The organism is Fluctibacter halophilus (assembly GCF_020687825.1).
GTDB lineage: Bacteria > Pseudomonadota > Gammaproteobacteria > Enterobacterales > Alteromonadaceae > Fluctibacter > Fluctibacter halophilus.
The window spans coordinates 56,002-78,681 of sequence record NZ_JAJEWP010000007.1 but is presented as its reverse complement, the minus strand read 5'-3'; the positions used below and the strand labels follow the sequence as shown (position 1 = coordinate 78,681).

Sequence of the window (22,680 nt, the reverse complement as noted above, 5' to 3'; positions counted from 1 at the left end):
CCCCAATCTGTGCGATAACATAGGATACTCTCTGGGGATTTTGAGGGCAGAGCCATCAGCAGTTCAGAAAATACCATTGCACAACAGAACGACAGAGATGCCGTCGGCATTCTCTACCAGCACAGTTACGGCAGTGTACTGGGCTCTCTGGTGGCAGCGACGTTGCTGGTGTTCGGCTTTGACACCCCATCTACCGCGTCTGCCAAACACCTGTGGTTTGTGTGCATGCTGTGTATCCTCGGTTATCGCTTTATGGACGCGTTGTTCTGGCAGTTTCGTTTACGGCACAGCGATTTCGACGGCGTGTCGGCGATTCGTCGTTTCGTCGTTGGCAGTCTCAGTACCGCCTTTTTGTGGAGTTGTTACGCGGTGTTCATGTTCCATTACATGAGCAACGATGAACTGGCGCTGACCCTGATCATTCTCGGCGCACTGGCAGGTGGTGCCTCCACCGTGCTGGCCGGACATAAAAACACCGCTACCGCCTTTGTGCTATTGATCCTTTGTCCGGTTGGTGCCATTGCGTTGTTTTCTCCCTCCCCTTATCACAACATGATTGGTGGCCTGGCCTTGATGTTAAGTGGCATCCTTGGCCTCGCCGCCAGGCGCAGTGCAAGCTACACCACCGATACCATCAAACTGCGCAATGAACATGGCGCGCTGATGGAGCAAATCCGCCAGGAAAAGGCCGATATCGACCGGGTCAATCAGGAGTTATCCGAAGCCAACAAGCGCCTCAATATCGCCCATGACTCACTGGAAGCAGAGGTCAACCGCCGCACCGAAAAGATTTCCTTGCTGTCCAGTCGCGACCCCTTGACCGGCCTGTTCAACCGCTCAGCATTTACCCAGCAGCTGGCCATGTTATTGACCCGCAGCCAGGAGCGCGGGCATTCGCTGGCGCTGCTGTTCATCGACCTGAATGGTTTCAAAAAAATCAACGACACCCTCGGCCATCGCATCGGTGACGGTGTGCTGGTAGAGGTATCCAAGCGTATCGAAGCATTTGCCAATGACTATCCTGCCGGTCGATGGGGTGGCGACGAGTTTCTCATCGCCCTGCCCTACGCCGATCAGGCCACCGCCATGTCAGTGGCAACGGCGCTGCAGACCCGGGTTGCACAGACCATCGATATCGAGGCCAACCAGCTAAATCTGACGGCTTCCGTCGGTATCGCCATGTCGCCGGAACACAGTGTTGAAGAGCTGGAACTGATCCAGCTGGCCGATTTCGCCATGTTTGAGCAGAAAAAATCAGGCCGGGTTGAGCCACGGATTTTCAGTCATGACCTGTACCTTAACCTGAAACACGTGCAAGACCTGCGTGATGGCCTGCAGCAAGCCATTAACCAGCGTCAGCTTTACCTTTGCTATCAGCCCATTCTTGACAGCAACAGCTTAAAGCCGTGGGCATTTGAAGCGCTGCTGCGCTGGGACTTCAATGGGCAGTTCATCAGCCCCGACGTCTTTATTCCGCTGGCCGAACAATCCGGCTTCATAAAAGATATCGGTGCCTGGGTGCTCAACCGCGCCTGTATCGATGCCAGCCAGTGGCAGGGTGTTGATGATGCATCAGTGTCTGTCAACGTGTCGGTCATCCAGCTCATGGACGAAGGTTTTATCAGTACCCTGGATCGGGCGCTGGTCACCAGTGGTCTGCCGCCGCAACGGCTGCACATTGAGATAACAGAGTCGATTTTTGCCGACAACAAGAAAAAAATCCGCGCCCAGCTGGACGCCATCAAGCAACGTAACATTCAGGTTTCCATCGATGATTTTGGCACCGGCTATTCTTCCCTGAGTCAATTGCAGACCCTGAATGTTGATACCGTCAAGATTGATAAAACCTTTGTACAGAACATGGCCGATGGGGGAGAAGCGATCATCCGCGCGACCTTGTTCATTGCCCAGGAGTTTGGCAGCCAGACGGTCGCCGAGGGGATCGAAACCGAAGCCGATGCCGATAACATGCGCGCGTTGGGGGTCAACTACCTGCAGGGCTTCCTGTATGCCAAGCCAATGAAGAACACCGAGCTGGCGGCCTGGATAAGCCAGCACAACAGCAACCAACGCCAGCGGGCCTGACCTTCAGGAAGGGCCCCGCCAGCCCGTTTAGCGTTCCATTTCCACGCCAATCAGGGCACAATACCCCACCTTTTTCAAATGCCACCGTTGTGAACCTCATGGCACAATTGTATTTCTATTATTCGGCGATGAATGCCGGTAAATCGACGGCGTTGCTGCAGTCAGCCTACAACTATCGCGAGCGCGGTATGCGCGCTGAAATCTTTACTGCCGAACTGGATGACCGTTTTGGTCAGGGCAAAGTCGCCTCGCGGATTGGCCTGCAGGCTGAAGCCCATCTGTACAATCCTGAAACCGATATGCTCGATGCCATTGCGGCACTGAAAGCCAGCGGCAAGATTGACTGTGTGTTCATCGACGAAGCCCAGTTTCTGACTGAGCAGCAGGTACGCCAGTTGACCACCGTGGTGGATGACTGGGACATTCCGGTGCTTGCCTATGGCTTACGTACGGACTTTTTGGGCAAGACTTTCGCGGGCAGCCACAGCTTGTTGGCTTGGGCGGACAAGATGTTTGAACTGAAAACCGTATGCCACTGCGGTCGTAAAGCCAACTTCGTGGTACGCCGTGACGCCAACGGTGCGCCGGTCACTCACGGTGAACAGGTTCAGGTTGGCGGCAACGACAGTTATGAGTCGATGTGCCGCAAACACTTCAAAGAACTGGTGTGGGACACCAGCGACTGACCGGACTGAAATTCAGGACCCGGTCTTGATGTCTTCCAGGTGGTATTTATCAATCAGTGAGTACAGTGTCGGACGTGTCACTCCCAGCAGCTCAGCGGTACGTGACATGTTCTTCTCTGACTGATGATAGGCCCGTCGAATGGCGCGACTTTCGGCCTGTTCCCTGACCTCGCGCAGATTGAGCGTGTCCATCGAGGCTTCTTCGCCATGGTACATCAGACTCATGTCTTCAGCCTGGATAGTGTTCCCTTCTGCCAGGATCACCGCTGATTTGAGTTTGTTCTGCAGTTCACGGATGTTGCCCGGCCATTTATGCTGCAACATGGCCTGAATGGCAGAGTCGCTGAAGCCTTTGACCTTGGTATTGAACTCTTCGTTGTACTGATTCAGGAAGGTACGGGCTAACAGCACGATGTCGTTATCACGATCCCGTAATGGCGGTATCGTGATCACAATTTCACCGATACGGTAAAACAAATCTTCCCGGAAACTCTGTTCCGCAACCATGGTTTGCAGATCCCGGTGGGTCGCGCAAATGACCCGGATATCCACCGGAATTTCAGACCGGCCACCCACACGCTCAATCACGCGCTCCTGCAAAAAACGCAACATCTTGGCTTGCAGTCCGAGCGGCATATCACCGATTTCGTCCAGGAACAGGGTGCCGCCCTGGGCCGTTTCAATCTTGCCCAGCGTGGTCTTGTTAGCGCCGGTAAACGCGCCTTTTTCGTAGCCGAACAGCTCACTTTCCAGCAGGTTTTCAGGGATCGATGCACAGTTGATCGCCACAAAAGGCTTGTCACGGCGCAGACTATGCTCGTGGATACTGCGGGCAAAAACCTCTTTACCCGTGCCACTTTCGCCCAGTAACAATGTACTGATGTCGGTTTGGGCAATCTTTTCAGCCCTGCGACTGGCCACCTGGATGCTTTCTGAGTTACCGATGATCTTGCCCATCGCCGGGGTTGCCATGGCCAGGTGACGGTTCTCTTCTTCCAGATTAAACAGGTTGACCGCGCGGTTGATCAGAATTTGGATGGTATCGGAATCAATCGGCTTCTGATAAAAGTCATAGGCTCCCAGTGCGACAGCCTTCAGCGCATTTTCTTTATCGTTGTTACCGGTCACCACGATCACTTTGGTTTTCGGTGCCAACGCCAGTATTTCTTCCAGGGCCATCAACCCTTCACTGGCATTGGCCGGGTCCGGCGGCAGTCCCAGATCCAGTGTTACGACCTTGGGTTCAAATCGGCGTAACTGAGCAATGGCAGATTGTCGGTCTTCCGCAAACAAAACGTCATAGCCACTTAAACTCCATTTCAGTTGCTTTTGGATCCCGAGATCATCATCAACGACAAGTATCTTTTCCACTGCGCGTTATCCTGTTGTGTGTTTGTTATATTGTTATTCTATGGGTATCAACAATGTAAAGGTCGTGCCCTGTTGTTCAGCACTTTCAACGTCCAGACGCCCGCCTATCTTTTCCATGTAGTTCTTGGCGTCATAGGCACCAATGCCCATTCCGGCATTGCCTTTGGTGGTATCAAACGGCTTGAACAGGCGATGTTCAATAAACTGCCGACTCATCCCACTGCCATTGTCCTCAATACTCACTTGCAGGTAGCGCTCGTCAACGGTCAGTTCCAGCGTTAACGTCACCTTGCCATCATCAGCGGTGGCTTGCTGAGCATTGCTTACCAAATGGTATATTACGTTACTGAACTTTTCCTCGTCCAGCACCAGGGGTTTTTCACTTATCACTGTCAACGTCGGCTTGGGCAGAAGTGCAGCGCACTTAAGGGCCAGCACCTGCTCAATCAAGTCGGAAACCTGGCACAAGGACTCGGAGGAGTCCTGGCTGTCGTGCTTCTCAGTCAACTGCTTGAGCATTTTGTCCATCCGCGCTTTGGTGTACTCCAGCGTTTCAAAGGTATCGGCGATAAATTCGGGATTGTCTTTGTGCTGCTGCGCGTTGCACAGGATCAGGTCGATTTGGGCCATGACATTTTTCAGGTCGTGCAGAACAAACGCTGACATACGGCTAAACGCCGCAAATTGCGCGTTTTCAGCCACTTGCTGACTGGCTTCATTATGAAACACGTAACTGGCGATCTGGGCGGTGACGGCCGACAGGTAGTCACGCAGTTCCCAGTTCAGGCGACGGACCTGTTCATCGGTCTGCAATAAGGCTGAGCCCCACAGGTTCTTGCCCTGATAAATGGGCACCACCAGTTTAAAGCGACAATCGTTTAACAACGCGTGGTTGACCTTGAACCCCTCATAGGCAAAAGGCTTGGTGCGCAGCTCTTCAATATCCACGATCCAGTTTTTTTGCCCGCACCATTGGTGGATCTTTTCCAGCAATGCCCGTTCGTCGTCGGTCAGCGGCTCATGCTCGATACTGGCGACCACGTTCAGGTGTGGTCCATTTTGCTTTACCAACATCGCAGACGGGTATCCAATCGCCTGCGAAAAGCCTTTCAGTGCGGTGTGATAAACTTCGGGTAAACTGGCCTGCTGGTTGCGCAGGATCTCCGTCAGCTTGATCCATTCGATGCGATAGTCAAACTGGTTGGCGAAGAAATGCTTGGTGATGAATATCTTGATTTTGACCCGAAAAGCATTCGACATAAACAGGGTCATGAGCAACACCAGCGACAACACAAACAGCACAATTTGCACTGTACTGCCCCATTCGCCGCCGATGTATCGAACCGCATACCCCACCAAGGCCATCACAAACAGATAGGCGCCGGCCACCATCAGCAGTGAACTGTGTAGCACAACCTCGCGGGAAATGAAGATGTCGACGCCCCAATGTTTGATGCGACGGATAGCTAGCACCAACAGCGGCAATAAACACGCGTAAATATATCCGCGGGCTGACAGGTAAGCAGGCTCAACATGACCCACCATGGTGGCGTTAGCGAAGGTCACAAATTCAAACAGGTTGGTGGCACCCAGATACAGCACCAGTGGCTTGAACGCCCATTTGGAGTCACCGGCCTGGCGGTAAATCACTTCCAGCAGGATCAGCATTTGTAACGCGATAATGGTCTGGCCGAGGAATCGCCAGGTGTCTTTTACATCCACCACGTACGGCGCCACCAGGGTCAGCACAGGGATACTGAGCATGACCAGCGAAACCGGTCGCCAGATCACCTGTTTCAGGTTGTGGAAATCATCCCGCAGACACGACAACACAAACACCATCCACATGGTTTGTTTGACACTGTCACTGATGAGCATGTTGTGCAGGGTCTGGAAACCGGCCAATGCACTGATGTGCAGCACCGCCCAGATGCCGGTTGCGGCCGTTGCCAGCAATAACAGGTATTTCGCCAGCCCCGATTTGCGTACCGTAAACAGCAGCAACAGCAGCAGGCCATAGCCAAGACCACTCAGGGCAAAGCCTACGTCCGCAAACATACCTGTCATTGTGCTTCCCTCACTTGCTGCTGACCCCATTGAGGCTGTTGCAAAGGATTATGCCTGTTTTTGTAACACCAGACTGCCGATGGAATAACCGGCACCGAATGAACACAGTAACCCATAATCGCCAGCCTGCAAATCTTCATGATGCAATGCAAAGGCAATGATCGAACCCGCCGAGGCGGTATTCGCATAGCGATCCAACACAATTGGCGCTTCGTTATTGTCCGGCAAACGGCCAAGCAGCTTCTTGCTGATCAGAGTATTCATGTTGATGTTGGCCTGATGCAACCACCAACGTCTGACATCGGCCGGGGTAAGCTGATGTTGCCCCAGATGGGCGGCGATATGCTCGGCAGCCATCGGACACACCTCCTTGAACACCTTACGTCCTTCCTGATGAAACAACTTGTCCGCCGCATAAGGGTCGCCATCAAAGGCCCGGCTCATGTAACCAAAGTTGGAACGAATGTTGTTGGAAAACTGGGTAACCGCCTTAGTACTGAGGATTTCAAAACAGTGCTCGGCATTGGCCGTAGTTGACGATTCAACCAGCATCGCAGTTGCGACGTCACCAAAGATGAAGTGGCTGTCCCGGTCAGTGTAATTAATTTGCGGTGACACCAGTTCAGGATTGATCACCAATACACATCCGGCGCTGCCGGCTTTGACCATGTCATAGGCGCGGTGCACGCCAAAAGTTGCTGCACTGCACGCCACCAGCATATCAAAGCCAAACCCCTGGATTCCCAGCTCTGCCTGCACTTCAATGGCAATGGCGGGATACGCCCGTTGGGTGTAGGCACAGGACACGATAACGGCATCAACGTCTGCGGCTGACTTGTTGGCTGCGGCTAACGCAGAGCGCGCTGCGGCAACAGCGATTTCAGCCTGATGCGACAACGCATCGTCTGAACGCTCTGGAATGGCCGGACGCATCCGTTCGATATCCAGAATGCCCTCTTTGATATACACATGGCGACTCTTGATGCCGGACGCTTTTTCGATGAATTCAGCGCTGGAATGGGGCTTGGCCTCGACACGGCCTGCTTCAATGTCTTCACGATGCTGTGCGTTAAACGCGTCGGCATAGGCATTGTAGCTATCCACCAGTTCCTGGTTGCTAACACTATTGGGTGGCGTCCATAACCCAACGCCACTGATTACTACGGGATTTGTCATAAAGCTGTGTCCTCTTAACCCCGCTAGCTTAGCGCTTTTGGCGCCGATTGTCATGACAGCCATCACCTAAGCGAGCGAAAAAACCTGTCGCCGACAAACACAAAAAAGCCAGCACGCTGGCTGGCTCTTTTCTCTTCGATGAAACGGCTCAGAACAAATAAGTCTGCGCTTTGGTTAACAGCTGGTTAGGATTAATGCTGTCTTTGACACAGGCTTTGATGTCCTTGTGCTTAAACACATACACTTTGTCCTGTTTGGTTGCACCATTCATATCACCCAGACGGGACAATACAAAACTGACATTTTCATCGTCCGGCAAGGCTTTCAGACCCGCACCATATTTGCACAGAACATCGGCAACGCTTTCTTCGAACTTGGCCAGATAGCGTTTGTAGGCCTGCTGCTTGGCTTCATTCTGCTTGCGGGCATTCTCTTCCTGTTCTTTCTCGATTTGCGCGGCGTACTTCTCCACTTCAGCCTGTTTTGCTTTAAGCTTACTCAGCTCTTTTTCCAGTTCTGTGCTGCGCTGTTCGAGACGCTCCCGGCTCTCTTTATCCGCACTGCGCTTTTCAAACTCAAGATCCCGGCGACGACGTTCATACTCGCGCATTTCCCAGCTGTATTCACGTTCCCGCTCGCGCAATTCCCGTAACCGATGTTTGGTTTCCCGCATTGCTTCCCGCGCACTCTCGGCCACTTCTTCAACCTGCTGTTCCCAGTCCTCGTCAAATTCGATTACCCAGGTATTGCCATCTCCACCGACATGTACCGGCGGTTCCGGAGCGACCGGCACGTCGAGATCGGAGAGCATTTCGGCAAAATTGAAGCTGAACTGAAAGCCGCTGCCCGCCGAAGACACGTCAAACACAACCCCCTGATTGGCCAGGTATGTGGCTTCAATACTGCGGAAACGTATCCCCTTGCGCTCATTGTTTTGTTGCAATGCCGTTTGCATGATGTTGGACATGATTTGCAGCTCATCATGCAGGGTGCTCAAATCGGTTTGCGCCTGTGCCTGACCCATGGATGCACTGCACAGGGCTGCTGCCAGACTGATAGACATGAATCGTTTCATGATAACTTCCTCACTCGTTAATACTGTTAGTCGATGACGGCTCTGCCCAATCGCCGGGACGGTCCTGATACATCTGTTCCTGCAACTTGTTCAACTGACGTGCGTAAAACAGTTGGTCATCGCTGCGTTGTTGATTGATAAACTTAATAAATTCAGCAAAATCTTCGCGCCGCTCCTGTCGACTCGAGGTCAGCAGGTAGTTGGTCAACTGGGTACTGGCATCCAACTGTTGCTGGCGCATCGACGTCGCAAAGTCGTTCAATGCCAGTTGCTGGGATTGCTGATAGGTCGCCAGTTTGTCATCCACCATGGCGGTCAGCACCTTGCTGTCCATGGGCGATACAAACCGTAACGTCACACTGCCATCATCCACAGTGAATTGTGCGCCACTGACCACCATCACCATCGCCACCATCGACATCGCCATTGACGCGACCGGCAGCCCCTGCCAATGCCACCAACGTTTACGCTCTGGCGCCACAAAGGTGCTGTCCCGATCCCAGTTCGGCACCGACATGGGTTTGTACTGCTCCGCCTCAACCACGGCCAGATTGGCCATCTCGACCTGGGCGGCAAACTCGGCATCTTCACTGCAACGCTGTTCAAACTGTGTGCGCTGCTCGTCATCCAGACGGCCTTCAAGCCATGCCGCCAATAAGGTTTCATTGTCATGCCTGGGCATAATCCACCTCCATAATTGTTTTCAGTTTGGCCAACCCGGTGTACAGACGGGATTTCGCCGTGTTGGCAGAAATGCCAAGTTGGTCGGCGATTTCCTCAAAGGTAAACTGACCAAAAAATTTCAATTCAACCACCGCTTTCTGCGCCAATGGTAATTGCTGCATGGCACCGGCCAATTGTTGATTGCCGGCGCCGGCTAACAGGTTTTGCTCCGGTGTGGCGCTATCACAGACCAGTTCGGGCGTATCATCCATGCCTTGGGTTGGACGCTTACGGCGGTAAAACTCAATACAACGGTAATGGGCAATTTTAAAACACCAGCTTTTAAAGCTGCCTTCACCGCGAAAGTGGCTGAGGTTGCGAAACACTGACACAAACACTTCCTGCATCAGATCCAGCGCATCATCAGGATTACCGGTCATTCTGACACCGTAGTTGTAAATCGGCTTTTCATACCGTTTGAGCAAGCTTAACCACGCCTTTTTGTTGCCTTCCAGGGCTTGGGTTACCAGCTTTTCATCGCTTTTCTCAAACACGAACGGTTCCAGTTGTGGTGTATAGGTGTGAAGTAAGTCGATGGCATGGGAAAAATAGTTTGGTTTTTTTGCACATTTTTTTATTTATCCAATGTCGGCATCGGCATCAAGGGCGCAAGCAGCTCGGCCAGGTAGCGAAACAATCGCATTCTTGTCGTACCGCTGCGCCACACCAGGCCGATTTCCCGGTAAGCATTGTCCTCGGCCGGCATCGACACCAGTGGCGTATTGCCCAGAATGTGATGCTTAATCGCCAGTTCCGGCATAAAGGTAAAGCCCAGCTTGCTGTTGGCAAGCTGTACCAGCGTATACAGGCTGCTGGCTGCCAATGAACTGACTTGCTCTTTGTGCTGCAATCCACAGGCGCTGACCGCGTGACCGGTCATGCAATGTTCCTGCTGCAGTAAGAAAACGCTGTGTTTGGGCAAGGCACCGACATCCATCGGCTGGGGCAGGGTACCGACCAGATCGCTATGGGCAATCAGGTGAAAAGGGTCGTGGCCCAACACCAGCTGTTTGCAGCCCGGCGTTTCCATCGGCAGGGCCAGGATCAGTACATCCAGCATACCTTCATTCAACTGTGACAACAGATTAGCGGTGGTATCTTCCTGTAGCTGCAGGCTCAATTCCGGCAAGGCACTGTTGACCTTGGCAATCAAGCCTTCAAATAAGAACGGGGCAATGGTAGGGATCACCCCCAGCTTGAGTGTGCCGGCCTGCCAATTCCCTGCAGAACGGGCAAAATCAACCAATTCACTGGCGTCATTCAGCAATTTGCGACTGCGCTCGACCAATTCGAGACCGAAAGGGGTGAACACAAAGGTCTTGTGATCCCGTTCCAACAACTGGGTGCCAAACTGTTCTTCGAGGTTCTGAATCGCGGTCGACAGGGTAGATTGACTGACGTGACAGTGCTGAGCGGCACGATTGAAATGTTGCTCCTGATGCAGAGTCACCAGGTAGTAGAGGTGCTTAAGGTTGGGCCACTTCATAAGTTTCTCATTTGTAAAAGCGATTAACTGAGAAACTTTACATCAAAATTAGCAATTATTCGAGGCACCATTGCAGGCATAAAAAAAGCCGCCCAAAGGCGGCTTTTCACTGATCAACAATGGATTAGAACTTGTGTTCCAGTCCAACCGCCAACCAGGACTTGTCTTCGCTCTGGTCCAGGCTGCGATCGGTGTACCAGGCATACGCTTTGGTGTTTTTGCCCAGTTTGTAGTCAGCGCCGATGCTGACACTGTTGTCATCTTCCAGGGTCTGATACTGCAGTTTGAATTTCCACGCATCCAGACCATACTGGGCGCTGACCAGATAACCGTTTTTGCTGTCGCCACCGGCAGCAGGCTCCTGAGAGTGCAATGCAGCACCCAGGGTAACGCTGTCCAGTTTGGTGCTGACAATCACACGCTGGGTGTCATAACCGCCCATGTCCTGTTCGACCAGCACAGCTGCATAAAAGGCTGATTTCTTCAGCTTTGCATCACCGTAGTGAACACCAACAGTAACACCGTCTTCACCGTCAACGTCGTCTTCCATCATGTAGTTGATACCGAAGGTGAATCCACCAAAAGACGGGCTGATGTAATTCACCGAGTCAGAAACACGGTTTTCACCTTTCCACAAACCTTTCAGGTCGGCTTCGTAGTCATTGAACAGATCAACCGGCTTGCTCCAGTTTTTCAGCACGGTGTTGGCTCGACCTGCGTAAAGGGAACCGAAATCGCCACGAACACCCACATACTGGTCACGAGACTTGATGTTGTCATCACCGGACAAATCGGCCAGATCTACCTGCCACTCGATCTGGTAAAACACTTCCAGACCGTTTTCCAGTGCGGTTTCACCTTTAACGCCGAACCGTGACGCATTACTTTTCAGTTCAGTGAAGCTGCCTTCACCTTCGTCGGCCAGTTGTGCAGACAGGTTGGCTTTACCGTAAACGGTCAATGGCTCAGCCATTGCCGGAACCAAAGAACCTGCCGCAATCATTGCGCCCAATAACGTGTGTGTCGCTTTCATGTGTGTGCCCTCAAACGTGTCATATTGGCTAGTTGCGCGCAACTATATGGCACTTTTATTACAATTGTGTGACAACGTGACAATTAGATGAATATTGAATGACATTTATGTGTCAATCAATCTTTGCAACGCCTTGATTTACAGCAATAAACGTACATAAACCTAGCCTAAATATGACAAAAATGAGAAATAAAAAAGCCACCCGAAGGTGGCTTTTTTAAATCCATTTCAGATCACGCTGTTACTGGCTTTTCTGAATTTTGCGCTCAATTTCGCTCACGGTCACGTGGCGAACATCCAGGCCTTTGACCAGGAAGATAATGTGCTCGGCCAGATTGCGGGTATGATCACCAATGCGCTCCAGCGAACGTAGCGCCCACAGGATATTCATTACCCGACCAATAGAACGGGGGTCTTCCATCATGTAGGTGACGATTTCACGCATCGCGGATTTGTATTCACGATCCACCTGCTTATCGGCCTTGGCCACATTCAGGGCCTTTTCTACGTCAAAACGGGCAAATGCATCCAATACCGAGTGCACCATGTTCTGCACCTGAGTGCCCATGTGACGCACCTCTTCATACCCGCCCGGCGCTGCGCCGTCCTGGGTCAATGAGATGGCCATCTTGGCGATCTTCTGCGCTTCGTCACCCATGCGTTCCAAATCGCGGGTCATTTTGGTCACGGTCAGCACCATGCGCAAATCGGAGGCAGCCGGTTGACGACACGCCAACACTGTCATACAAGCTTCGTCCAGTGCCACTTCACGCAAATCGATTTCATCTTCGATACGCATGACTTTTTCCGCCAGTTTGCTGTCGGCAGACTCCAGCGATTCAACCGCATCGATGATCTGCTGTTCAACCATGCCACCCATTTCCAGCACCTGACTTTTCAGATCTTCAAGCTCTGAGTCAAACTGTTGAGAAATGTGTTTGTCCAAATGTAACTTATCCATACTTCCTCCTGTTACCCAAAGCGACCGGTAATGTAAGCCTCGGTCAAATCATGCTCTGGATTGGTGAACACACGTTTGGTGTCATTCACTTCAATCAGCTTACCCATGTGGAAATAAGCGGTTCTGTCAGACACACGGGCCGCCTGTTGCATTGAGTGCGTTACGATAGCGATGGTGAAGTTCTCACTCAGCTCTGCAATCAATTCTTCAATTTTCGCCGTGGCAATAGGGTCCAGTGCTGAGCACGGCTCGTCCATCAGGATCACTTCCGGACTTACCGCGATGGTGCGGGCAATACACAGACGTTGCTGCTGACCACCTGACAACCCTGTACCAGGAGAGTTTAGTCGATCTTTAACCTCTTCCCACAACCCCGCGCGACGCAGGCTGACCTCAACGATTTCATCCAGATCAGAACGACGGTCAGCCAGACCGTGTACACGAGGCCCGTAAGCAACGTTATCGTAAATCGATTTGGGGAACGGGTTCGGCTTCTGGAATACCATGCCAACTTTGGCCCGCAACGGCACCACATCCTGCTTGGCATGATAGATGTCTGCGCCATCCAGGATGAATTCACCGTCGATCCGGCAGGACTCTATGGTGTCATTCATGCGGTTCATGCAACGCAGGAAGGTCGACTTACCACAGCCTGACGGACCGATCATCGCTACCACTTCGTTGCGACCGATGTCCAGGCTGACATTGTGAATCGCCTGCTTGTCACCGTAGTACACATTCACATTGCGCATCGACATTTTGGCATCATTGCAAAATGAGGTGCCAACCGTTTCACCCGTGTGCTCCTGTTGCAAATGATCCTTCTGCTCAGCACGCTCGGTCAGGTTTTCAGTTTGAGTCTCTTTCATTACAGCTTCCACAATTCTTGTCTCCTGTTACCAGCGACGCTCAAGTCGCTTACGCAGCCAAATGGCCAGGGTATTCATTGAAATCAGGAACGCGAGCAACACCATAATGGCAGCTGACGTTCGCTCGACAAATGCCCGTTCAGGGCTATCTGACCACAGGAAAATTTGTACCGGTAATGCGGTAGCAGGATCACTGACACCACCGGGAATATCCACAATAAAGGCCACCATACCGATCATCAGCAGGGGCGCCGTTTCACCCAATGCCTGGGCGAAACCAATGATGGCACCGGTCAACATACCCGGCATCGCCAGCGGCAGCACGTGGTGCATCACCACCTGCATTTTCGAGGCACCCAAACCATAAGCCGCATCGCGGATCGACGGAGGAACAGCCTTAATGGCAGCACGACTACTGATGATAATGGTCGGCAATGTCATCAGGGTCAATACCAGACCGCCCACCAGCGGAATAGAACGGTGCATTTCAAAGAAACCAATGAAAATCGCCAGCCCCAACAGACCAAAGATGATCGAAGGAACCGCCGCCAGGTTATTGATGTTCACTTCGATAAAATCAGTAAAACGATTTTTCGGTGCATACTCTTCCAGGTAAACCGCCGCAGCAACCCCAATCGGGAACGACAGCGCAATGGTGACCAGTAAGGTGAACAACGAACCCATCATGGCACCGAGGATACCGGCCTGTTCGGGCTCGCGGGAATCTCCGGCGGTAAACAATGTGGTGTTGAAACGTTTTTCCACCGCATTGTCAGCGATCAGTTGCTCAACCCAGGCGATTTGCTTTTCGTTCAGACGGCCGGTAAACGCACCACCTTCGTCGTCACGACTTTTCACGTAGGTGTCAACATCGTCATCGGCCAGCAACCAGACGGTCTCCGAACGGTTTAGCAACGATGGATCGTTGGCCAGTCGGTCACGCAACGCAAATCCCGCACCGTTGCTGATCAGCGCATATAACGCTCGCTTGTCGCGGCGGCCGCTGACATCGCTGAAAGTGTCGCGCAAGGACTGTTTCACCAGCCCCTGAAAATCCGCCCGCGCCACTGCGTTGCTGTCGGATGGATCCGACAGTTCCAGCACGTCACTGTCGTACGTAATCTCCATCGCGACATAGGTCTGCAGGAAGGCGCTGTGGCCTTTGCCGATGATGTCGGTAAACAAGACCACCAGACAAGCCAGTCCAAACAGGATAGCCGCCATTCCGTAGGCACGGAACCGACGCTCAGCACGGTAACGCCGTGCCAGGCTCTGGTTGACCTTGTCCATGGTGGTCATTTCAGTTTGCTTATCAGTCATTGCAGGCTCCTTACTCATACTGCTCGCGGTAGCGTTTCACCACATGCAAGGCCACGTAGTTCAACACCAGAGTCACCAGGAACAACATCAGACCCAGCGCAAAGGCAGACAGGGTTTTCGGACTGTTGAACTCTTGGTCACCAACCAGCAATGTCACAATTTGTACGGTTACAGTCGTCACCGACTCCAATGGATTTGCGGTCAGATGGGCGGCCAGACCGGCGGCCATGACCACAATCATGGTTTCACCGATGGCACGGGAAACGGCCAGCAAAACACCACCGACGATGCCTGGCAACGCCGCAGGGATCACCACCTGTTTAATGGTTTCAGACTGGGTTGCACCCAAGCCGTAAGAACCGTCACGCAAGGATTGAGGCACCGCATTGATCACGTCATCTGACAAAGACGATACGAACGGAATGATCATGACGCCCATGACCAGGCCAGCGGCCAGGGCACTTTCGGACGACACGTCCAGTCCCAGCAGACCGCCACTGTCGCGGATAAACGGTGCGACAGTCAGGGCGGCAAAAAAGCCGTAAACAACGGTCGGAACACCGGCCAGTACTTCCAGCATCGGCTTCACCGTGCTGCGCACCTTGGGGCTGGCATATTCCGACAAATAAATCGCTGCCATCAGACCGGCAGGTACCGCAATCAGCATTGCAAGCACTGAAATCAATACCGTACCGGCAAACAGTGGAACTGCACCAAATGCACCGGAGCCACCGACCTGATCGGCACGGATTGCCATCTGCGGGCTCCACTCAAGTCCAAACAGGAATTCGGTGATGGGCACCGATTGGAAAAAGCGGATCGACTCGAACAATACCGACAGAACAATCCCGGCAGTGGTAAAAATGGCGATAGAAGCACACACCAGCAGCCCATTTTTGAACGCCTTTTCGACCTTAATTCGGGCCTGAAGCTTTACGCCAATGCGCTGCCAGGCAAATAACGCGGTGATCAACGCCACACTGATAACGCCGACGGTCATCGCCATCTGGTTGATGCCGTGCAGTGCACGCAAACGTTCTGCCGCCTCGACGACATAAGGTTCTGGTTGCAAGCCAGCAGAACCGGTTTCGGCAATATTGCTGATGGTGTTAAGCACCAGGCTCAGGTCAGTGGCGGGTAACGCCTGCACATCCATTGGCAGTGCGTTGATCAGTACCTGGCGAATGATCACATCATCAAACATGATCCACAGGCTCAACAGCATCAATGCAGGTACGCCACACCACAACGCTGTCAGGGCGCCGTAGTAGAACGGCAGCGAATCCAGATGACGTTGTCCGCCCAGCGGTTTGGCCAAAGCAACGGAGCGTTGTCGACCAAATACAAAGGCCGAAGCAGCCAGTAGCAGGGCAACGAGTAGTAACATCGAGGTCGTCATGATAACTCTCTGTTGGTTATTGGTCAGGTCGCTTTAAAAAAGCAACCGGCTAAGTGTAAAAAAGCCAGCCTGTTGTTTATCAGGCCGGCTTGGTCTCGCAGCGTAGTACCGAGGTACTGCGCGCGGCGGATTACAGTACCAGTTTTTTCAGCGCTTGAACGTTAGCTTTGACTTCAGCACGTTTTTCATCACCCAGCGGGATCATGCCTTTTTCAGTCAGATACCCTTCTTCGCCGAAGGCTTTGTTACTGGTAAATTCAGCCAGGTATTCTTTCATTCCCGGGATAACGCCAACATGGGCCTTCTTAACGTAGAAGTACAGCGGGCGTGACACAGGATAGCCACCGTCAGAGATAGAATCAAACGTTGGCTCAACGCCATCAATCATTGAACCCTGAATTTGGTCAGCGTTCTGGTCCAGGAAACTGAAACCGAAGATACCCAATGCATCAGGGTTTGCATTCAGTTTCTGTACGATCAGGTTGTCGTTCTCACCGGCTTCGATGAAAGGACCGTCTTCACGCACGGTATGACAGATACCTTTATAACGCTTCTTGTCGGCTTTTTTCAGCGCTTTAATCCAGTCATAGGTCTTACAGCCACCTTCCAGTGCCAGCTCAGCGAAAGCATCACGGGTACCGGACGTCGGAGGAGGACCCAACACTTCAATTTCCAGGTCAGGTAAAGAAGCATTCACTTGCTTCCAGGTTGTGTACGGGTTTTCAACCAGCGTTTCAGAGCCATCCGGGTTAGGCACTTCTTTGGCCAACGCCAGGAACAGGTCACGACGGCTCAGGTTGAAACGGGTACCTTCAACAGAGTTACCAATCACGATACCGTCAAAACCAATCAGCACTTCAACGATTTCTTCCACACCGTTCTCAGCACACAGCGCAACTTCAGTCGCTTTAATGCGGCGAGAGGCATTAGCGATGTCCGGGTGTTGAACACCTACACCCTGACAGAACAATTTCAGGCCACCACCTGAACCGGTAGACTCTACCTTGGGTGTTTTATACTGGGTAGATTTGCCGAAACGCTCTGCTACTACCGTAGAAAATGGGTATACAGTGGATGAACCCACGATGTTGATGTAGTCACGGGCTGCCTGTGCAGCACCACTCATCAGTACGCCTGACAAGGCAATTGCAGAAATCAATAATGGCTTTTTCATAGTCATATCCAACGGTTGTTCTTTGAAAACGCGGCCAGTATATGACAGGTTTATGACACTTATGTTACAGCCAGCAAGAAAGTTAAAATTCGTTCTGCAGGAGGCGTAAAAAAAGGGGCCTGAGCCCCTTATTCTGATGCGGCGGAGAGTAAATCCCCGCGCTGTTGTTGCGTCGTTCGTTCTGTTTCGACGTAGCGACGCCATTGCTGGGCCATGGCTTTGCTGCGTTCAAAAGACTCGGCGCTGGCCAGTTGATCCAGGGCATCCACATAGTCGCCCTGGTTAAAGTACGCCATGCCCAGCACCAGATGGGTGATGCCGGGGTTGCGCAATCCACCTTTCTCCAATGCTCGTAATCCGGCGTCAATGGCCTCAGAGTGGGCATCCTGATTCAGGTACAGTTGAGCCAACTGGGCATCCAGCTCGCCATCGTCAGATAACTGCGCGGCAGCGCGCAATGTGGTGATCGCCTGTGTTTTTTCCTTGGCGGCCTGCCAACTATTGGCCAGAAAACGCAGATTGCGTAAGTTTTCTTCCAGCACCCCGTCATTGATGGCCTTTTCCATCAGCGCAGCGGCTTTGTAAGGCACCTGATGATAGTAATACAGTTGTGCAAGATTGAAGATGTCGCCCGCACTGGTAATAAACCCTTGCTGATACGCCGACTCCAGAATCGCCAATTGCTTCTCTTCTTCACCAATCTCACCGTACATGCCGCCTAACTGGACCCAGTACTGGGGCTGATTGAAGTGTTTGACCAATTTAACCAACACTTCTGTGACCTTGCGTGGCTGCTTCAACTCGTAGTAAACCGCCCGCTGCAGCACATACCAGTTCTCTTCGGCAACACCTTTCTCCGGGTCGCTTTCAACCCGCTCGATGGCCTTGTTGATATAATCGGATGCGGCCTGATAATCTTTTTTCTGATACATCGCCTGGGCTTTCAGGACCAGGTTTTTGGCCGGAATGTCGCCTTTTTGCAGCCCTTCCCAGCGTTCCAGGAACTGAATGGTTTTATCGTAGTTGCCCTGCATCATGTGCAACTGGGCAAGACTGAACAAGGTACTTTGTTCGAAAGACTCGGGGATGGGCTGTTGCTCAACCACCTGTTCAAAGGCCGCAATCGCCTGGTTGTAGTCTTCAATGTTGTAATAAATAAACCCGTAAAAGTTGTACATCATCGCCAGCTCATAGCTGTTCATCGATGCGGCTTTCTCTTTTACGTTATCCAGCGCAACAATGGCTTCATCCGTCTTATCTTCGTCAGCCAATGCCTGTGCCCGTGCCAGTTGATCATACACTTTCGCACGCAGCGCCGGAGTACGGCGGGTTTTACGCTCCTGCTGCTCCGATTGGGCAAATGCCTGGCCCGACGGCAGCACCACACTGACGGTGGTGGTCGTCAGGAGCACTGCAATCAGGCTCAGGAATGCGGGATAAGTCATCATTTTAGCCATTGTCATTGCCCTCAACCATCAATCTGAAACGTAATACGGTTCTGCACACCAGCCACTTCGGCCGCTTCGCCGTTCACCACTCGGGGCTTGTACTTGAACTTCATTGCTGCATCCATCGCGGCCTGTTCAAAAATGCCCTGTGGCTCGGCCTCGATAACCATCGGGTCACGTACCGATCCTTGCTTGGTCACCGTAAACTCAACGATCACATAGCCCTCGATGCCCCGCGACAGTGCACGGCGCGGATAGACCGGTGCGACCTTAACGATAGGCAGATACTCGCCGTCGCCGGACTCGAGTGCTAATCCTCCGTCCAAAGCAACATCAGCCGCGGCATCGGCAGAAAAGTCAAAACCACTGCCCTTGCCCTCGGGACTGGGGGAGTCCAGGCTCGGCTGCTCCATCTGCGGCGGTGGCTGCTCCGGCTTGGGTGGCTTCTTCGGCTTACGATCTTTCTTTTGTACCGTTTCTTCCTGCTTCACCCGCACAAAGTCCAGCACACTGCCCTGGGGTGGCTCGCTCAGTTGGCCATCCCCACTTTTGATCAGCGCCTGCATCAGGTAGAACAACCCGGCCGTGATCAGGAAGGACAGCACTATGGCAACAATGAATCTTTGCATGGCTTACGGCTCTTCAGCGGCAATGGAAACGTCAAACACACCGGCAGCCCGGGCTGCATCCATCACTTTGATCAAGGTGTCAGTGGTAGCCTTTTTATCGGCCTGGATCACCACCGTGCCCTGCGGATTCTCAGCATGCAGGCGTTCAATGTTGGCTTGCACGGCCCGCACGTCAATGCGACGTTTGTTGATCCAGATTTCACCCTTGTCGCTGATCCCGACCAGGATATTGGCACGATCTTTTTGCACCGCCGTCGCCGCTTCGGGACGGTTTACATCAATACCGGCTTCTTTTACAAATGACGCCGTCACGATGAAGAAAATCAACATGATGAACACCACATCCAACATGGGCGTCATGTCGATGGCGGCTTCTTCTTCTTCCACCAGGTTTTGAAAATGCTGTTTCATAACAGGTTTACCTTCATGCTATTTGCTGACCTTTACACCGGGTCAGGCTATGCCAATCAGTGGCGTTTTAATTCCAGCGCGTCTTCCAGATGAAGGCGCTCACGTCGAGCTTTACGCGCCAACCAGGTCGAGGCAAACACGCCAGACAGTGCGCCGACCATGCCCGCCATTGTCGGGATGGTTGCTTTGGAAACGCCGGAGGCCATCGAGCGGGCATTACCGGAGCCGGAAATGGCCATCACTTCGAACACCTCAATCATGCCCGTGACCGTGCCCATCAATCCGAGCAGAGGACACAGGGCGACCAGCGCCTGAATGATGGGTAGTCCGCTGTTAATGCGCAGCGATACCCGGGAAATCATTGCCTGACGGATTTGTTCTGCATTCCAGGAAGATCGATCTGCTCTGGCTCGCCAATTGGCCAGCAGCGCATCGCGATAAGCCTTGTGGGTCACGAACACATAGAACACCCGCTCAAGGATGAGGATCCACATGCAAAAGATGAGGAACCCGATGACCAGCAGCACACCGCCGCCGGTCTCGATGAAATCCCGAATTGCTTCGAAAATTCCGACCAACACCATGGGATTAGCCTTTTGCCTGACGTTCAGCACGCTCGGCGATAACGCCAGATGCCTGCTCTTGCAAAATCGCCACGATGTTGCGGTTCTGGGTATTCAAAAACGCGAACAACAAGGTGGTAGGAATGGCGACAACCAGTCCGAGCACGGTGGTGACCAATGCCGTGGAAATACCGCCGGCCATCAGTTTAGGGTCACCCGTACCAAACAGGGTAATTTGCTGGAACGTCACGATCATGCCGGTCACGGTGCCCAGCAATCCCATCAGCGGTGCAACCACGGAGATGATTTTGATGATCGTCAGGTTGCGTCCCAGCTTCGGCACTTCACCCAAAATGGCTTCCGTCAGGTGCAGCTCCAGTGCCTCGGTGTCGGCTTCAGGGAACTTGTCCCGGGCCTGCATCACCCGTCCCAGCGGATTATCGTCTTTGAAGGTGTCGGATTTGAGCTGACGGTTCACTTTGCCACGCACCATGGTCAGGGTCAGCATGCGCTCCAGCGCCAGCAACAGACCCACTGCACCAACCGCGAGGATGATGTAACCCACCAGGCCACCCTGTTCGACATATTCTTGCAATGTCGGCGCCTGTACCAGCAAGCCCAGAATTGAGCCTCCGGTCGGGTCCAGACCAAATTCGACCACCTCACCGTTGGACGCCTGCAATGCACGGGCAGAATCACCGTAGCGTTCAGCGGGCTGACGCACCAATTCGGCCAGTGTGCCCGTTACACCGTTGTAGTCGAGGTATTTGCCATCGGATACCAGCGCAAATGCTCCCACCCGTACAACGTCTTTGGTGACTTTGACGCCACCGGCCTCGACCACATCACGGTTGAAGGTAGTGACCTTGCCGGACTCGGTCATTTCGCGCTGCATTTCGAACCAGACACGCTCGATCTCGGCAATTGAAGCCAGCTTGGAGCTGGAACCCATCGACTGAGCCAGTTCATCGAGGAACTGGTCACGGCCAGGGATTTGGGCAGAGATCAACGAGGTGCTGAATTTGCCTTTGGTATCACCGGCCACCTGCTGAAGCACGCCAAACAGCTCTTTCAACGAGCCCAGTCGCTTGGTCAATGCATCATTCAGATCCGCCAGCTTGAATTCATTTTCTTCAAACTGGGTTTCCAGACGCTCAGAGGTTTTCAGCGCGGCATCCCGCTGCGCGACAGTTTCTGCCAGAATACGGTCCTGTTCTGAACGTTGCTGCATAAAGGCTTGTTCACGCTCAGCGTTTTGCTGGCGTTGTTGAAACTTACCTTGTTCCAGTTGCTGCAACAGCGCATCCAGATCAAGGGCTTTTTCCTGGGCGGTCACCGACTGGGCAAACAACAGGGTTGTTGCCAGGGTGACCAAAAACGTTTTCATCGCATTCTTCATGTTTTCACTCACTTAGTCAGTAATGGCAACGGGCAACATCAACAGGTCTGGGGCCAGCTGTTTCTTGGCCATGCGTAACCCTTTGGTGATTTGCGTGCGGTAGCTGCTTGGCAGTTCTTCCCACTGGTTGGTTTGTTTGTTCCAACGTCCTTGCAGGCCGGCATCACGGGTCTGATACACCAAGGCGGTGCGACCGATGCGCAGGAAGTCCACTTCACGTTCTTCACCATTGATGGTGTGCAATCCTGAGTAGGCTTCGATGGTGCGGCCGTAGTCCATTTCAACTTGGTAGGCTTCCATCACACGACGGAATTTTTCCGACGGCGCCACATCGGCACGGTCCATCAAGGTGCGCAAACCGGCGATACGCTCAGCCCGTTCGTCGGGCAGGAACGGAACGTCCAGTTCAACAAACTGGGCAAGGCCGTCGATCATGCGCAGCATCAATGGCGTGATCTGACGCTCAACCACACTGACTTCGTCGATTGCCTTGTTCAGGGCTGCCATTTCAGATTGCTGATTATCAATCTGTTTGCGCAGTTGCGCGTTGTAAACATCCAGCCCTTCTATCTCTTTGTTGATCGCCTTGAATTTTTGCAGTTTGGTTTCAATTTGATCCGTAATGCTGTTGATTTTTTCCTGAGATTGCTCAGCCGATTGATTAATTTCATTGGCTGATTTGATCACAGGCTGGAGATCTTGATCTTGCTGAGCTGTCGCAACAGATGCCGCTAGAACACCCGCAGTTAAAGCAACAGTGGCGCGTTTGGTAAACATCATAGATAAGGCCCTGAGTGCTGTATTT

The 22,680-nt window shown here is 52.7% G+C and carries 21 protein-coding genes; 2 read left to right on the top strand and 19 right to left on the bottom strand.

The window, feature by feature from the left end:
• The first annotated feature begins 150 nt into the window (after nucleotides 1–150).
• On the top strand, nucleotides 151–2,085 hold the full coding sequence (locus tag LJ739_RS17595; protein ID WP_229162623.1) for a putative bifunctional diguanylate cyclase/phosphodiesterase: 1,935 nt from the start codon (nucleotides 151–153) through the stop codon (nucleotides 2,083–2,085).
• A gap of 98 nt (nucleotides 2,086–2,183) precedes the next feature.
• On the top strand, nucleotides 2,184–2,771 hold the full coding sequence (locus LJ739_RS17590) for a thymidine kinase (protein ID WP_229162622.1): 588 nt from the start codon (nucleotides 2,184–2,186) through the stop codon (nucleotides 2,769–2,771).
• 12 nt (nucleotides 2,772–2,783) lie between these two features.
• Here the strand turns inward: LJ739_RS17590 and prsR are convergent, their stop codons facing one another.
• The 19 genes from prsR to LJ739_RS17495 form a co-directional block, all read right to left on the bottom strand.
• On the bottom strand, nucleotides 2,784–4,142 hold the full coding sequence (gene prsR / locus LJ739_RS17585) for a PEP-CTERM-box response regulator transcription factor (protein WP_229162621.1): 1,359 nt from the start codon (nucleotides 4,140–4,142) through the stop codon (nucleotides 2,784–2,786).
• 33 nt (nucleotides 4,143–4,175) lie between these two features.
• Nucleotides 4,176–6,200 (bottom strand): XrtA/PEP-CTERM system histidine kinase PrsK, encoded by a 2,025-nt coding sequence (gene prsK / locus LJ739_RS17580; protein ID WP_229162857.1) that lies wholly within the window; start codon nucleotides 6,198–6,200, stop codon nucleotides 4,176–4,178.
• 57 nt (nucleotides 6,201–6,257) lie between these two features.
• Complete coding sequence (locus LJ739_RS17575) at nucleotides 6,258–7,385, bottom strand: beta-ketoacyl-ACP synthase III (protein ID WP_229162620.1); 1,128 nt, start codon at nucleotides 7,383–7,385, stop codon at nucleotides 6,258–6,260.
• Nucleotides 7,386–7,533: 148 nt separating this feature from the next.
• A complete protein-coding gene (locus LJ739_RS17570) occupies nucleotides 7,534–8,460 on the bottom strand; it encodes a hypothetical protein (RefSeq protein WP_229162618.1) in 927 nt (308 codons plus the stop codon).
• Between the two features lie 10 nt (nucleotides 8,461–8,470).
• Complete coding sequence (locus LJ739_RS17565; RefSeq protein ID WP_229162616.1) at nucleotides 8,471–9,142, bottom strand: hypothetical protein; 672 nt, start codon at nucleotides 9,140–9,142, stop codon at nucleotides 8,471–8,473.
• Nucleotides 9,129–9,677 (bottom strand): RNA polymerase sigma factor, encoded by a 549-nt coding sequence (locus LJ739_RS17560; RefSeq protein ID WP_229162613.1) that lies wholly within the window; start codon nucleotides 9,675–9,677, stop codon nucleotides 9,129–9,131. Before LJ739_RS17560 ends, LJ739_RS17565 begins: the two co-directional genes overlap by 14 nt.
• 80 nt (nucleotides 9,678–9,757) lie before the next feature.
• Entirely contained in the window at nucleotides 9,758–10,669 is a 912-nt protein-coding gene (locus LJ739_RS17555; protein WP_229162611.1) for a hydrogen peroxide-inducible genes activator, read from the bottom strand.
• 124 nt (nucleotides 10,670–10,793) lie between these two features.
• Nucleotides 10,794–11,702: a porin gene (locus LJ739_RS17550; protein ID WP_229162607.1), complete on the bottom strand. Its 909-nt coding sequence runs from the start codon at nucleotides 11,700–11,702 to the stop codon at nucleotides 10,794–10,796.
• Between the two features lie 241 nt (nucleotides 11,703–11,943).
• Entirely contained in the window at nucleotides 11,944–12,663 is a 720-nt protein-coding gene (phoU, locus tag LJ739_RS17545; RefSeq protein WP_229162604.1) for a phosphate signaling complex protein PhoU, read from the bottom strand.
• An 11-nt stretch (nucleotides 12,664–12,674) separates the two neighbouring features.
• Nucleotides 12,675–13,421 (bottom strand): phosphate ABC transporter ATP-binding protein PstB, encoded by a 747-nt coding sequence (gene pstB, locus LJ739_RS17540; protein WP_229162855.1) that lies wholly within the window; start codon nucleotides 13,419–13,421, stop codon nucleotides 12,675–12,677.
• A 138-nt stretch (nucleotides 13,422–13,559) separates the two neighbouring features.
• Nucleotides 13,560–14,852, bottom strand: coding sequence for a phosphate ABC transporter permease PstA (gene pstA, locus LJ739_RS17535; RefSeq protein ID WP_229162602.1), 1,293 nt, complete (start codon nucleotides 14,850–14,852; stop codon nucleotides 13,560–13,562).
• Nucleotides 14,853–14,862: 10 nt separating this feature from the next.
• Nucleotides 14,863–16,251, bottom strand: coding sequence for a phosphate ABC transporter permease subunit PstC (gene pstC / locus LJ739_RS17530; protein ID WP_229162600.1), 1,389 nt, complete (start codon nucleotides 16,249–16,251; stop codon nucleotides 14,863–14,865).
• Nucleotides 16,252–16,381: 130 nt separating this feature from the next.
• Entirely contained in the window at nucleotides 16,382–17,425 is a 1,044-nt protein-coding gene (locus LJ739_RS17525; RefSeq protein ID WP_229162597.1) for a PstS family phosphate ABC transporter substrate-binding protein, read from the bottom strand.
• A gap of 128 nt (nucleotides 17,426–17,553) precedes the next feature.
• A complete protein-coding gene (locus LJ739_RS17520) occupies nucleotides 17,554–18,882 on the bottom strand; it encodes a tetratricopeptide repeat protein (protein WP_407646808.1) in 1,329 nt (442 codons plus the stop codon).
• An 11-nt stretch (nucleotides 18,883–18,893) separates the two neighbouring features.
• Entirely contained in the window at nucleotides 18,894–19,502 is a 609-nt protein-coding gene (locus LJ739_RS17515; RefSeq protein ID WP_229162595.1) for an energy transducer TonB, read from the bottom strand.
• Between the two features lie 3 nt (nucleotides 19,503–19,505).
• Nucleotides 19,506–19,913, bottom strand: a complete 408-nt coding sequence (locus LJ739_RS17510; RefSeq protein ID WP_229162593.1) for an ExbD/TolR family protein — start codon at nucleotides 19,911–19,913, stop codon at nucleotides 19,506–19,508.
• A gap of 56 nt (nucleotides 19,914–19,969) precedes the next feature.
• Nucleotides 19,970–20,491 carry a MotA/TolQ/ExbB proton channel family protein gene (locus LJ739_RS17505; RefSeq protein WP_229162851.1) on the bottom strand — a complete coding sequence of 174 codons (522 nt, stop codon included), beginning with the start codon at nucleotides 20,489–20,491 and terminating at the stop codon, nucleotides 19,970–19,972.
• A gap of 10 nt (nucleotides 20,492–20,501) precedes the next feature.
• Nucleotides 20,502–21,863, bottom strand: coding sequence for a MotA/TolQ/ExbB proton channel family protein (locus tag LJ739_RS17500; RefSeq protein WP_229162590.1), 1,362 nt, complete (start codon nucleotides 21,861–21,863; stop codon nucleotides 20,502–20,504).
• A 24-nt stretch (nucleotides 21,864–21,887) separates the two neighbouring features.
• Nucleotides 21,888–22,655 (bottom strand): DUF3450 domain-containing protein, encoded by a 768-nt coding sequence (locus tag LJ739_RS17495; RefSeq protein ID WP_229162588.1) that lies wholly within the window; start codon nucleotides 22,653–22,655, stop codon nucleotides 21,888–21,890.
• Between the last annotated feature and the right edge of the window lie 25 nt (nucleotides 22,656–22,680).